Genomic DNA, 13,231 nt, shown 5'->3' on the forward strand with positions numbered 1-13,231 from the left:
GCGATACGAAGGGGGACCATGGATTCTGCCAAGGTGCGACTGTCCATTCCGGAGGGGCTCGACCCCGCGGCGATCACGGGCGCGGGCGATGCTGTGCTGCGCGCCGTCGAGGAGCGCACGAGCGCGTGCGTGACGCTGCGCGGCGACGCCATCTCGCTCGCGGGCGCCCCCGACGAGGTGGAGCTTGTCACGCGGCTCTTCACGAACCTCATGCGCGACGCCTCGCACGGCGTGCCCGTCACGCCCGACGACGCGGTGCGTGCGCTCGATGCGCTGCGCATGTCGCGCTCGGACCTCTCGGCCCTTTCCGACGACATCCTGCTGACGTACCGCGGTCACGCCATCCGGCCCAAGACGATCGGCCAGAAGCGCTATATCGACGCCATCCGGAACAACACGCTGACGTTTTGCATGGGCCCTGCCGGTACGGGAAAGACCTATCTCGCCATGGCTATCGCCGTGGCGGCGCTCAAGCGCCACGAGGTCGGTCGCATCGTGCTCACGCGTCCGGTCGTGGAGGCCGGCGAGAACCTGGGCTTTCTGCCCGGCACGCTGCAGGAGAAGATCGACCCGTATGTGCGCCCGCTTTTCGACGCGCTGTTCGACATGACGGATATGGAGCGCGGCTACGCCCTTGTGGAGCAGGGCGTCATCGAGATCGCCCCGCTCGCCTACATGCGCGGTCGCACGCTGAACGACGCCATCGTGGTGCTCGACGAGGCGCAGAACACCACGCCCGAGCAGATGAAGATGTTCCTGACGCGCCTGGGGTTCAACTCCAAGTTCATCATCACGGGCGACACCACCCAGCGCGACTTGCCCGGCCGCCGCGGGGGCCTCACCGATATCGAGGAGATCCTCGCCGGGGTGGACGATGTCGCCTTCATCCATCTCAACCGGTCCGACGTCGTGCGCCACGCGCTCGTGGGGCGCATCGTCGAGGCCTATGACGCCTACGAGGAGGCGCATGCCGATGCCGGCCGCGCCTGGGAGGGAGGACGCCATGGGCGTGCTCATCAGTAACGACGCTGAGCTCGATACGCTCATCTCCGATCGCGACATCGAGGCCGCCGTCGCCGCGACGCTGGCGCACGAGGGCGTCGAGCGCCCGGTGGAGGTCTCCGTCTCGTTCGTGGACGACGAGGAGATGCGCGGCCTCAACAGCACCTGGCGCCAGATCGACGCGCCGACCGACGTGCTGTCCTTCGAGTGCGATTCGCCGTTCGACGAGGATATCCCGCAGGGTGAGTCGGTGGAGCTGGGCGACGTGATCTTGGCTCCCGGCGTCATCGCGCACCAGGCGCCCGAGTTCGACGCGACGCCTGCCGAGGAATGCCGCCTCATGCTCGTGCACGGCCTGCTGCACCTGCTCGGCTACGACCATCTCGACGATGAGGAGGCCGCCGCGATGGAGGCGCGCGAGGAGGAGATCCTGCGTGCGCTCGCCTCCGAGCGCGGTGAGGACCCCGACACCGTGCGTATCGGCCCCACGACTCGCCATCACGGCGAACGGTAGGGCAGCGCCATGATTCCCGGCTCCGACAAGGACCATCCGTCCTTCATCCGCTCGTTCGGCTATGCCATCGAGGGCTTCGTCACCGCGGTGCGCACCGAGCGCAACATCAAGGTCATGATCGTCATCGGGCTTGGCGCCATCATCGCCGGCATCGTGCTCAAGATCGACCTTCTGAGCTGGTGTCTCGTTGCGCTCTGCATCGGGATGGTGCTGTTCGCCGAGCTCATCAACACCGCCGTGGAGGCCGTGGTCGACCTGGCCACCAGCGAGCTCCACCCGCTCGCGAAGCGCGCGAAGGACATCGCCGCCGCGAGCGTCTACACCCTGTCCATCACCGCAGCGGTCGTCGGGCTCATCGTGTTCGCCCGCGCGCTGGGGTTTATCGCCTAACCGAGAAGAGGAGCCATGGCCGATCTGCACGAGGATATCGAAACCCGCACCGAGGACACCCTGCCTGAGGTAGCAGAGGACGCCGCCGCCGATGGGGCGGCAGCGCCCGCGGAGGCCTTCGCCGACGATGCCGCGCCCGAGGAGGATGACATCGAGGAGGTGGAGGACCTCGACCCCTTCGCCGACCTTTCCGACGAGGAGCTCGACGCGCTGGCAGACGAGGAGGCGGGTGCCGCCTTCGGCCTTGTGGCGGGAGATGCCCCGGCGGGTTTCCGCAGCGGTTTCGTGGCGCTCGTCGGGCGCCCGAACGCGGGCAAGTCGACGCTGCTCAACGCGTGCTTCGGCTCGAAGGTCGCCATCACGTCGCCCGTCGCCCAGACGACGCGCCGCCGCATGCGCGCGGTCGTGAACCGCGAGGGCTTCCAGCTCGTCTTCGTCGACACGCCCGGCATCCACAAGCCCAAAGACGGCCTGGGCTCCGAGCTCAACCGCAGCGCGCTGGCGGAGCTCGGCGACGTGGACGTCGTGGCGTTCACCATCGACGCGTCGGCGCCCATCGGCCGCGGCGACGAGTGGGTCGCCGAGCGCGTGCGCACCTCGCCTGCCGTGAAGATCCTCGTGCTCACCAAGGCTGACAAGGTCGACCAGAAGCAGATGCTCGAGCAGCTCGCGCGCGCCCACGAACTCGTCGACTTCGATGACGAGATCGTCGTGTCCGCGGCCGAGGGCTTCAACGTGGAGCCGTTCATCGAGACCGTGGCGCGCTACCTGCCCGAGGGTCCGCGCTGGTATCCCGAGGGCATGGACACCGATACCGACGACGCCACGCAGGTGGCGGAGTTCGTGCGCGAGAAGGTCCTGCTGCGCACGCGCGAGGAGGTGCCGCATTCGGTCGGTGTGGTGTGCGACCACTTCGAGCGCACCAAGAAGCTCGCCCGCATCCATGCGACGATCTATGTGGAGCGCGAGGGCCAAAAAGGCATCCTGATCGGCCGCCGCGGCGAGATGGTCAAGCACATCGGCACCGATGCGCGCCATGACCTGGAGCGCTTGTTCGGCTGCAAGGTGCATCTCGAGCTCGACGTGAAGGTCCGCGCGGGCTGGCGCGACGACATGCGCGCCATCCGCTCGATGGGCTACGCCTTCGAGGAGTAGCCGCACGGCGCGGCGGGTCGCACACCCGGCCGCGCCGCGGTGTCTGCCATGGCGGGATCGAAGACATATCGGACGCGGGCCATCGTGCTCGACAAGGTGAAGCTCAAGGACTACGACCTGATCTTGACGCTGCTCGCGGAGAGCGGCCGCCAGGTTCGGGCGGTGGCGAAGGGCGCCCGCAAGCCGGGGGCGCGCCTTGCCGCCCGCTGCGAGCTGTTCTGCACGGCCGACCTCCTGCTCGCGCGCGGACGCACCCTCGACGTCGTCTCGCAGGCCGAGCTTTTGCGCGCCCCGCTCGGTGCCGGTCCCACCTACGAGCGGATGTGCGCCGCGAGCGCCATCGCCGAGGTCGCGAAGCTCTGCAGCTACGAGGACGCCGAGGATCCGTTCTGCTTCGCCATCGCCGCCCGGGCGCTCGAGGTGGCAGGCGACGGCGCGACCGATGCGGTGCACCTCGACGTGGTCGTGGCGGCCTATATCTTCAAGCTGCTGTCGCACATCGGGTACCGACCCGACCTGTCCGGCTGCGTGCTGTGCGGCGACGAGCGCCTGAGCTATTTTTCCGCCACGGCGGGCGGCCTTCTGTGCGCATCGTGCGCAGCGAGCGTCGCGGGCGCCGAGGAGGTCTCCGCTGCGACCGTCGACTGGCTGCGCGCGCTGCTTGCGCTGCGCCTGGACGAGCTCGCGGCGGCGCCGATCGACATGATGCAGGCGACGTTTCTGCTCGCGCTGTCGCACCTGTGGGCGGCCACGCATCTCGATGCGCGCCTGCGCGCCCTGGAGTTCATGCTCGGGCGCTGAGGGGGGCGCCTGCCAGGCGGGCCTTACGACGGCTCGACGCGCTGCGGGCGCCACTTCTCATGCCATCGCTCGATAACCTGGATGCCGCCGTGCTTCGAGCGCCTGTGCAATAAAAAGTTATCGAGTTTAGTCGTATGGTTCAGGTGCCGATCGGGCATGTTCTGCAGCACAGCTTCTCATCCATCAGGTATGCGCAATTAAAATCCTCAGGTATACGTTCACACGGCTTTTTCGTCCGTCTAGGGAAAGTCCGCGTGCGCACGTGCCCCTCTGTAATAAAAACTTATTGAAACTATCAGAGGGGAGATATCTATGGCACGACTTCATGTCATGGAGCGCAGCCACGCCCAGGCCGTCATGGACGACCTGCACGATGCGCTCGGCCGCCGGCTCGCCGCGCGCTCGCTCGCGCCCTGCCCGGTCGAGTTCACCGCTGCGCTCGTGAACCTGTGCGCCACGCAGAGCTGCGGCAAGTGCACGCCTTGCCGTGTGGGCCTCAAGGCCCTGGCCGACCTGCTCGAGGACGTGCTCGCGAACCGCGCCACGCCCGAGACGATCGATCTGATCGAGAAGACCGCCAACACCATCTACCTGTCCGCCGACTGCGCCATCGGCTACGAGGCGGGCTCCATGGCCCTCATGGCCGTGCGCGGCTTTCGGGATGACTTCGAGCACCATGTGCGCGAGCACGCCTGCGGGTTCGACGAGAACGAGCGCGTGCCCTGCGTGGCGGGCTGCCCGGCAAACGTCGACATCCCGGGTTACATCTCGCTCGTGGAGGCTGGCCGCTACACCGATGCGGTGAAACTCATCCGCAAGGACAACCCGCTGCCCATCGTCTGCGGCAGGGTGTGCGAGCACCCCTGCGAGATGCACTGCCGCCGCGGGATCGTGGACGACCCGCTGAACATCCTCGCGCTCAAGCGCTTCGCGACCGATCATATGGAATGTGACTACCGCCCCTGGATCGCGAAGGCGACCGGCAAGCGCATCGCCGTCGTCGGCGGCGGCCCTGCGGGCATCAGCTGCGCCTACTACCTCGCCATCATGGGGCATAAGGTCACCATCTTCGAGCAGCGCCGCCATCTGGGCGGCATGCTGCGCTACGGCATCCCGAGCTACCGCCTGCCGCGCGAGGACCTCGACGCCGAGATCCAGTGGATCCTCGACTGCGGCATCGACGTCGAGCTCGAGCACGCCGTGGACGGGCAGGAGCTCGCCCGCCTGCGCGACGAGTTCGATGCGGTCTATCTCGCCATCGGTGCCCATAGCGACAAGAAGCTGGGGCTTGCCGGCGAGGATGCCGAGGGCGTCGTGTCGGCGGTTCAGATGCTGCGCGCCATCGGCGACGGCGAGATGCCGGACTTTTCCGGCGAGCGCGTCGTCGTCGTCGGCGGCGGCAACGTGGCCATGGACGTCGCGCGCTCGAGCGTGCGCCTTGGCGCCGAGAAGATCATCATCGCCTATCGCCGCCGCATCTGCGACATGACCGCACAGGATGCCGAGATCGCCGGCGCGGAGGCGGAGGGCTGTCAGATCATGGAGCTGAACGCCCCGGTGCGCATCGAGGTCGGGGCCGACGGGCGCGTGGCGGGCGTCGTCGTCCAGCCGCAGATTATCGGTGAGCCGCGCTGGGGACGTCCCGCGCCGCGTGCCGCCGACGCGCCCGAGCGGCTCATCGCCTGCGACCGCGTGATCGTGGCCATCGGCCAGGACATCGACTCGGCCCCCTTCGAGGCCATGGGCATCCCCTGTTCGCGCGGCCGCATCGTCACCGACACCGAGGGCGCCGTGCACGGGTTCGCCGGCCTCTACTCGGGTGGCGACTGCCAGACCGGTCCCGCAACGGTCATCCGCGCCATCAACGCCGGCAAGGTCGCCGCGGCCAACATCGACCATTACCTCGGCTTCGACCACAAGGTTCTGCTCGAGGTCGAGCTGCCGCCCGTCCAGTTCAAGGGCAAGCGCCTGTGCGGGCGCTGCGAGCTCAAGGAGCGCGACGCCGCCGAGCGCGTGGGTGACTTCGAGATGGCCGAGATCGGCCTCACCGAGCAGGAGGCGCACCAGGAGGCCTCGCGCTGCCTGCGCTGCGACCACTTCGGCTTCGGTGCGTTCCGTGGGGGGAGGAACTTCCAGTGGTAAAGCTCATCATCGACGACCGCGAGGTCGAGGTACCCGAGCACACGACGATTCTCGATGCCGCCGCGAGCGCGGGCATCAAGATCCCGACGCTGTGCTACCTGCGCGACGTGAACGAGGTCGGCGCGTGCCGCGTGTGCGTGGTGGAGGTCGAGGGCATCGACCAGCTCGTGGCCGCGTGCAACAACTACGTGCTCGACGGCATGATCGTCCACACGAACAGCCGGCGCGCCCGCATCGCGCGCAAGACGAACGTGGAGTTTCTGCTCTCTCAGCACAGCTCCGAGTGCACGAGTTGCGTGCGCTCGGGCAACTGCTCCCTGCAGTCGCTCGCCAACGACCTAGGCATCACCCATCTGCCCTACGCCAAGCACCTCGAGGGCTTCCACTCCGACACCGCCTTCCCGCTCATCCGCGACAACGACAAGTGCATCAAGTGCCTGCGGTGCATCCAGGTTTGCGAGAACGTCCAGGCGACGGGCGTGTGGGCCTTGACGAGCCGTGCGAGCCACGCCTCGGTGAACGTCGCGGGCGGCCGCGCGCTGGCCGAGACGGACTGTGCCCTGTGCGGCCAGTGCATCACGCACTGCCCGACCGGCGCGTTGCGCGAGCGCGACGACACGGACCGCGTCTTCGACGCCATCGAGGATCCCGAGAAGATCTGCCTCGTGCAGATCGCGCCGGCCGTGCGCACCGCGTGGGGCGAGTCGCTCGGCCTTGCACGCGAGGACGCCACGGTCAAGCGCCTGGCGAGCGCGCTGCGCCAGATGGGGTTCGACTACGTGTTCGACACGAACTTCTCCGCCGACCTCACCATCATGGAGGAGGGCTCCGAGCTGCTCGAGCGCGTGCGCCGCGCCGGCGAGCCGGGCGGGGAGCCCATCCGCTTCCCCATGTTCACCTCCTGCTGCCCGGGGTGGATCCGCTACGCCAAGTCGCATTACCCCGACATGCTCGACCAGATCTCGACCTCCAAGTCGCCGCAGCAGATGTTCGGCGCCGTGGCGAAGACCTACTACGCCGAGGCCCTCGGCGTGGACCCCTCGATGATCTTCAGCGTGTCGGTCATGCCCTGCTTGGCGAAGAAGGCCGAGGCGGCGCTGCCGACCATGGTCGGCGAGACGGGCGAGCCCGATGTGGACGTGGTGCTCACCGTGCGCGAGATCGACCGCATGATCCGCGCGGCGCATATCGACCCGTGCACGCTGGAGGAAAGCGAGCTCGACCAGCCGCTCGGCGCGGGCACGGGCGCCGCGGTGATCTTCGGTGCGACCGGCGGTGTCATGGACGCGGCACTGCGCTCCGCCTATTTCCTGGCGACCGGCGAGAACCCCGACCCGGATGCGTTTTCCGGTGTGCGCGGGCTTGACGGCTGGAAGGAGAAGACCTTCGATCTGGCCGGGGTGCCCCTGCGCGTGGCCGTGGCGCATGGTCTGGGCAACGCGCACAAGCTCATCGAGGCCCTGCGCGCCGGCGAGGTCTCCTACGACTTCGTCGAGATCATGGCGTGCCCGGGCGGCTGCGTGGGCGGCGGCGGGCAGCCCATCCACGACGGATGCGAGCTTGCCGGCGAGCGCGGCGACGTCTTGTGGGGACTTGACGCCGCGGCGCCGCTGCGCTTCAGCCACGAGAACCCGAGCGTGCAGACGCTCTACGCCGACTACCTGGGTGAGCCGCTCTCCGAGCGCGCCGAGGAGCTGCTGCACACCGACCATGCGGCATGGGAGATGGGGAAGTAGCCCCACTGCTTTGCCTGTTGAGGCCGCGGCCGCGGCCAAAGGAGCGTCTCCGGCCGCGGCCTTCTCATGTTCGGGCGGCGGTTTCCTGCACCACCAAACATTGTCTTCGTGCAAAAGGCACACGAAGCCGGCTTTCGTGTGCCTTTTGCACGAAGACAATGGGCGCGGCTGCTCGGGGGCGCCACTGGGGTACCGTCTCTGCTGGCGCAGGCCGACGCTGCCGCCGCAGGGGCACCAGACGCAGGGGCACCTGCGCGCAAGGCGTGCAGTTCTCGTGAACGGGTGCGGCTGTGGTACCATACCGAACTGTTGGTTACCCGCACTTAGACGTTCGCTGCACCGGCGGCGTCCCAGTGCCGGGCGTACGTTAAGAGAAAGGTGTACACCATGACCGTCTCCAAGGAGCGCAAGGCTGAGCTCACCGCCCAGTTCGGCAACAGCCCCGTCGACACCGGCAACCCCAAGGTTCAGGTCGCCATCCTGACCGAGCGCATTCGCGAGCTCACCGAGCACATGAAGTCCCATCAGAAGGACTTCCACACCCGCCGCGGCCTGCTGATGCTCGTCGGTCGCCGTCGTCGTCTGCTTTCCTACATCAAGAGGAACGACATCTTCGAGTACCGCGAGCTCATCAAGCAGCTCGGCATCCGCGACAACATTCAGTAACGGTTGTGCATGCAGGAGCCCCCGCGCGGGGCTCCTTTTCATGTAAGGGGTCGCAATCGCGGCTCTTGACACCGCTCGCGGACCCCCGCGAGCCATATGAGGCCCGCACGCAACGGGGCGTGCGGAGATGAAGGAGAAAAATGTCACTCGTATCAAAGACCTTTGAGCTGTACGGCAAGACCTATACGCTTGAGAGCGGCGAGCTCGCCAAGCAGGCCACCGGCGCTACGCTGGTCAAGCAGGGCGACACCACCGCGCTCGTGACGGTGGTCGTCTCGAAGGAGCGCAAGAACTACGACTTCTTCCCGCTGACCGTCGACTTCAACGAGAAGATGTACGCCGCTGGCCGCATCCCCGGCGGCTATCTCAAGCGCGAGGGCCGTCCCAGCGAGAAGGCCACGCTCACCGCGCGCATGATCGACCGTCCCATCCGCCCGAGCTTCCCGGACGGCTTCCGCAACGAGGTGCAGATCGTCGCCACCTCGCTCGTCGCCGACCAGGTGAATCCCATCGACGTCATCTGCACCATGGGCGCGAGCCTGTCGCTTACGCTCGGCGGCGTGCCCTTCGAGGGCCCGCTCGCGTGCGTGCGCATCGGCCGCGACATCGAGACCGGTGAGTTCATCGTCAACCCGACCTATGAGGAGCGTGAGAACTCCGACCTGGACCTCGAGCTCGCGGGTACCCGCGACTTCATCTCCATGGTCGAGGCGGGCGCCAAGGAGGTCACCGAGGAGGACATGCTGGCCGCCATGCAGTTCGGCCAGGAGGCCATCGGGGCGTTCTGCGACGCCCAGCTCGAGTTCGTGGAGGAGTGGGAGCGCGTCAACGGCCCCATCGTCCCGAAGGAGTACATCCTCGATGAGCCGGTGCCCGAGGTGGAGGAGCGCATCTTCGCTCACTATGACGAGATGTACGCGGCGCTGTCCGATGCCGACAAGCTCTCCCGCATCGCGCACGTCGAGGAGCTGAAAGAGCGCATCCGCGCCGAGTTCACCGAGGAGGAGCAGCTCGAGTGGGAGCGCGAGATCCCGGTGAACCTGAAGAAGCTCGAGAAGAAGGCCATGCGCACCATGGTCGTCGAGACGGGCGAGCGCGTCGACGGCCGCGCGGCCGACGAGATCCGCCCCATCATGGTGAAGGACAACTACCTGCCGCTCGTGCACGGTTCCGGTCTGTTCCAGCGCGGCCAGACCCAGGTGCTCTCCGTGCTGTCGCTCGGTATGCTGAATGAGGGCCAGCGCCTCGACACCATCGAGCCGGTCGAGGGCAAGCGCTACATGCACCAGTACAACTTCCCGCCGTTCTGCACCGGCGAGACCGGTCGCATGGGCTCGCCCAAGCGCCGCGAGATCGGCCACGGCAACCTGGCGGAGCGCGCGCTGCTGCCGGTGCTGCCCGATGAGAACGAGTTCCCCTACGCCATCCGCGTCGTCTCCGAGGTCATGGAGTCCAACGGCTCCTCCTCGATGGCGTCCACCTGCGCGAGCTGTCTTGCGCTCATGGACGGCGGCGTGCCGCTGAAGCGTCCCGTGTCCGGCATCGCCATGGGCCTCATCCAGGAGGAGGGCAAGACCGTCGTCCTGTCCGACATCCAGGGCATCGAGGACTTCCTGGGCGACATGGACTTCAAGGTGACCGGCACCGAGCGCGGCATCACCGCTCTGCAGATGGACAACAAGGCCACCGGCCTCACCTTCGACATCCTGCGCGAGGCGCTCGAACAGGCCAAGGCCGGCCGCGCCTTCATCTTGGGCAAGATGCTCGACGTCATCCCCGGCCCGCGCGCCCAGACCCGCGACACCGCGCCGCGCATCACCTCGATCACCATTCCGGTCGAGAACATCCGCGACGTCATCGGCAAGGGCGGCGAGACCATCCGCGGCATCCAGGACGAGACGGGCGCCTCGATCGACATCCACGAGGACGGCACCGTGTTCGTGGGCGGCGTGGGCGACTCCGTCGATGCGGCCGTCGAGCGCATCCAGCTTATCGTCAAGGTTCCCGAGGTGGGGGAGGAGTACACCGGTCGCGTCGTCTCCATTCAGCCGTTCGGTGCCTTCGTGAACCTGCTGCCCGGCAAGGACGGCTTGCTGCACATCTCCCGTGTGGCCCAGGGCCGTGTCGACAAGGTCGAGGACGTGCTGAACGTCGGCGACGAGGTCAAGGTCAAGGTCATCGAGGTCGACGAGCGCGGCAAGATCTCGCTCGACCGCCTCGATAAGCCCGAGGCCCCGGCCGGCTCCGGTCGCGACTCCGAGGAGGGCGGCTTCGGCGGTCGCGGTCGCCGCGAGCGCTCCGACCGTCCCGGCCGTCCGCGCCGCGAGCACGGTGAGCGCACCGATCGCCCGCGTCGCCCCGGCGACAACGGCGGGCGTACGCCCCGCCGCCATCACGAGGGCTAGGCGCTGCGAGCGCGGCTGACAGCCTGCAATGAGGTATATGCGGGTCTCGCCTTCTGGCGGGACCCGTTATTCATGTCGCGAGGGCGTCCGGACGGGCGCATGCGCTTGCTGCGGGGGCGTGCAGGCGGTGCATCACGGCTGAGTTGCATCTGTACGCCGCTATTAGGCGTCGCTCTTTTGGACTGCCCGAGAACGTCCCTCATCTGCGAGTATTTCCGCAGATGAGGCCGGTACGGCAAGGGTGCGTTTCCGCCCCCTCGGCGTCCGGGCGCCTAATACCGTCGGATATGAGCAACTGGATCGCGAAAAGGCACCTTTGTGGACGGCGCCGCACCGGCGGGTCTTCCGAGTTGTCCAAATCCACGCTTTGTGTAGGGATAGGGTTGGCGGGCGGTTGGGAAAGGGTCCCTGTTGGTACAATGCAATATCACTATGTCTCGGCCGCGGATCTCACGGGCGGCGCGATCTGAACGTCACGACGGGACACCGTCGTTTGGATATACGATGCAGGAGAAAGGAACTATCTCACCCTATGGCAACAACCAAAAAGAAATCTCCCGCGCTCAAGATCATCCCCTTGGGCGGCCTTGATGGCATCGGCAAGAACATGACGGTCTTCGAGTGCGGCGACGACATGGTGCTCGTCGACGCCGGCCTCATGTTCCCCGACGACTCGCAGCCCGGTATCGACCTCGTGCTGCCCGACTACACCTACGTGCTCGAGAACGAGGACAAGCTCCGCGGCATCGTCGTGACCCACGGTCACGAGGACCACACCGGATCGCTTCCGTATCTTCTGCAGGACCTCAACAACAAGGTCCCGATCTTCTCGAGCAAGCTCACCCTCGGGTTCATCGAGGGCAAGCTCTCCGAGTTCCGCATCCGCGCGCCGAAGTTCCGCGAGGTCCGCGGCGGCAGCCATGTGAACCTGGGGTGCCTGCAGATCGACTTCTTCTCGATGACGCACTCCATCCCCGGTGCGCTCGGCGTCTTCATCCGCACGCCGCAGGGAACGGTGCTGCACACCGGCGACTTCAAGCTCGACCAGACGCCCATCGACGGCATCACGCCCGACTACGCCTCCATCAACAAGTTCGCCAAGCAGGGCATCGACCTGCTCATGAGCGACTCCACGAACGCCACCCGTCCCGGCTTCACGAAGTCCGAGGCCGAGGTCGGCCCGTCGCTCTACGCTGCGATCAAGAACGCCCCCGGCCGCGTGTTCGTGGCGAGCTTCTCGAGCCACATCCACCGTCTTCAGCAGATCTGCGACGCGGCGCGCCGCTGCGGTCGCAAGATCGTCGTGACCGGCCGCTCCATGCTCACGAACACCCGCGTGGCGCGTGAGCTCGGCTACCTCGACATCCCCGAGGAAGACATCATCGACGCCTACGAGATCAACAACATCCCCGAGGACCAGATCGTGGTCATGTGCACCGGCTCCCAAGGCGAGCCGCTCTCGGCGCTGTCGCGCATGGCGAACGGCGAGCACAAGACGCTCTCCATGCACGAGGGCGACACGGTGATCATCTCCGCTACGCCCATTCCCGGCAACGAGAAGGGCGTGCAGCAGGTCATCAACAGCCTGGCGAAGATCGGCTGCGACATCTACGACAAGAACCGCACGCTCGTGCACGTCTCGGGCCATGGCAGCCAGGAGGAGCTGAAGCTCATGCTCGCCATGACGAAGCCCGCCTACTTTATGCCGGTCCACGGCGAGGCGGTGCACCTGCGCGCCCACGCGGACCTTGCCCGCAAGATGGGCATGCCCGACGACCACATCTTCATTCTGGACAACGGCGACTCGCTGGAGATGCGCGCGGGCGTCGTGCGCCGCGGGGCCTCGGTGGAGTCCGGCGTGGTCTACGTCGACGGCCTGCGCATCGGCGACACCGACCCCATCGTGCTGCGCGACCGCCAGAAGCTCGCGAACGACGGCATGGTCACCGCGGTGGCCATCGTGTCGCTGAAGCGCAAGCGCGTCGACGCCATCGAGTTCTCCGGCCGCGGCGTGTCGTTCACCATCGATGACGAGTTCTCGGCCGACGCCTCCTCCGCCATCATGAAGATGATCGAGAAGGGCAAGTTCAACTACACGAGCAGCGGCACCGACGCGCTGCGCAAGGCCGTGCGCGACTCGCTGTCCAATTTCATCTGGAACCGCACGCGCACGCGCCCGATGATCATCCCGGTCGTCATGGAGGTCTAGCGTGGCGGCAGCGGGAAACAAGCAGGCGGCGGCGAAGGGACGCAAGCAGAGCAACGCTGCGCGCAAGGGCGCCTCGCCCCGCGCGGCGGGCGGCCTGCGCGCGAATGCCGGACGCGCCGACGACGCGAAGGCGGCGCCCTTGCTCGACCAGGGGTCGGGCCGCGACATCGCGGGCGTGCTGCTCGGCATCTTCGCCGTGGCGTCGTTCATA

At 67.1% G+C, this 13,231-nt stretch carries 10 protein-coding genes; all 10 read left to right on the forward strand.

The features are described 5' to 3' along the window. Positions 1-18: 18 nt before the first annotated feature. The 10 genes from H6A21_RS02770 to H6A21_RS02815 all read left to right on the forward strand — a co-directional run bounded on the left by H6A21_RS02770 (position 19) and on the right by H6A21_RS02815 (position 13,020). Positions 19-1,023: a PhoH family protein gene (locus H6A21_RS02770; protein ID WP_204560065.1), complete on the forward strand. Its 1,005-nt coding sequence runs from the start codon at positions 19-21 to the stop codon at positions 1,021-1,023. After that, positions 1,004-1,516 (forward strand): rRNA maturation RNase YbeY, encoded by a 513-nt coding sequence (gene ybeY, locus H6A21_RS02775; protein ID WP_204560066.1) that lies wholly within the window; start codon positions 1,004-1,006, stop codon positions 1,514-1,516. Before H6A21_RS02770 ends, ybeY begins: the two co-directional genes overlap by 20 nt. Positions 1,517-1,525: 9 nt before the next feature. Then, complete coding sequence (locus H6A21_RS02780; protein WP_204560067.1) at positions 1,526-1,906, forward strand: diacylglycerol kinase family protein; 381 nt, start codon at positions 1,526-1,528, stop codon at positions 1,904-1,906. A gap of 15 nt (positions 1,907-1,921) precedes the next feature. Beyond that, complete coding sequence (gene era, locus H6A21_RS02785) at positions 1,922-3,061, forward strand: GTPase Era (RefSeq protein WP_204560068.1); 1,140 nt, start codon at positions 1,922-1,924, stop codon at positions 3,059-3,061. A gap of 48 nt (positions 3,062-3,109) precedes the next feature. Then, positions 3,110-3,862, forward strand: coding sequence for a DNA repair protein RecO (gene recO / locus H6A21_RS02790; RefSeq protein ID WP_204560069.1), 753 nt, complete (start codon positions 3,110-3,112; stop codon positions 3,860-3,862). Between the two features lie 312 nt (positions 3,863-4,174). Beyond that, on the forward strand, positions 4,175-6,004 hold the full coding sequence (locus H6A21_RS02795) for an NAD(P)-binding protein (RefSeq protein WP_204560070.1): 1,830 nt from the start codon (positions 4,175-4,177) through the stop codon (positions 6,002-6,004). Further along, positions 5,998-7,740, forward strand: coding sequence for a [FeFe] hydrogenase, group A (locus tag H6A21_RS02800; protein ID WP_204560071.1), 1,743 nt, complete (start codon positions 5,998-6,000; stop codon positions 7,738-7,740). Before H6A21_RS02795 ends, H6A21_RS02800 begins: the two co-directional genes overlap by 7 nt. Before the next feature lie 387 nt (positions 7,741-8,127). Then, positions 8,128-8,406, forward strand: coding sequence for a 30S ribosomal protein S15 (rpsO, locus tag H6A21_RS02805; RefSeq protein ID WP_204560072.1), 279 nt, complete (start codon positions 8,128-8,130; stop codon positions 8,404-8,406). 140 nt (positions 8,407-8,546) lie between these two features. Next, entirely contained in the window at positions 8,547-10,811 is a 2,265-nt protein-coding gene (locus H6A21_RS02810) for a polyribonucleotide nucleotidyltransferase (RefSeq protein ID WP_204560073.1), read from the forward strand. A 532-nt stretch (positions 10,812-11,343) separates the two neighbouring features. Further along, entirely contained in the window at positions 11,344-13,020 is a 1,677-nt protein-coding gene (locus H6A21_RS02815; RefSeq protein WP_204560074.1) for a ribonuclease J, read from the forward strand. Positions 13,021-13,231 lie beyond the last annotated feature (211 nt).

Source organism: Collinsella tanakaei, from assembly GCF_016902615.1.
Lineage (GTDB): Bacteria > Actinomycetota > Coriobacteriia > Coriobacteriales > Coriobacteriaceae > Collinsella > Collinsella tanakaei_A.

Excerpts from the sequence above, each read along its gene's own strand:
- ybeY (WP_204560066.1), top strand. The coding sequence starts at position 1,004 with ATGGGCGTGCTCATCAGTAACGACGCTGAGCTCGATACGCTCATCTCC.
- H6A21_RS02795 (WP_204560070.1), top strand. The coding sequence starts at position 4,175 with ATGGCACGACTTCATGTCATGGAGCGCAGCCACGCCCAGGCCGTCATG.
- H6A21_RS02770 (WP_204560065.1), top strand. The coding sequence starts at position 19 with ATGGATTCTGCCAAGGTGCGACTGTCCATTCCGGAGGGGCTCGACCCC.
- H6A21_RS02780 (WP_204560067.1), top strand. The coding sequence starts at position 1,526 with ATGATTCCCGGCTCCGACAAGGACCATCCGTCCTTCATCCGCTCGTTC.
- H6A21_RS02815 (WP_204560074.1), top strand. The coding sequence starts at position 11,344 with ATGGCAACAACCAAAAAGAAATCTCCCGCGCTCAAGATCATCCCCTTG.
- H6A21_RS02810 (WP_204560073.1), top strand. The coding sequence starts at position 8,547 with ATGTCACTCGTATCAAAGACCTTTGAGCTGTACGGCAAGACCTATACG.
- era (WP_204560068.1), top strand. The coding sequence starts at position 1,922 with ATGGCCGATCTGCACGAGGATATCGAAACCCGCACCGAGGACACCCTG.
- rpsO (WP_204560072.1), top strand. The coding sequence starts at position 8,128 with ATGACCGTCTCCAAGGAGCGCAAGGCTGAGCTCACCGCCCAGTTCGGC.
- recO (WP_204560069.1), top strand. The coding sequence starts at position 3,110 with ATGGCGGGATCGAAGACATATCGGACGCGGGCCATCGTGCTCGACAAG.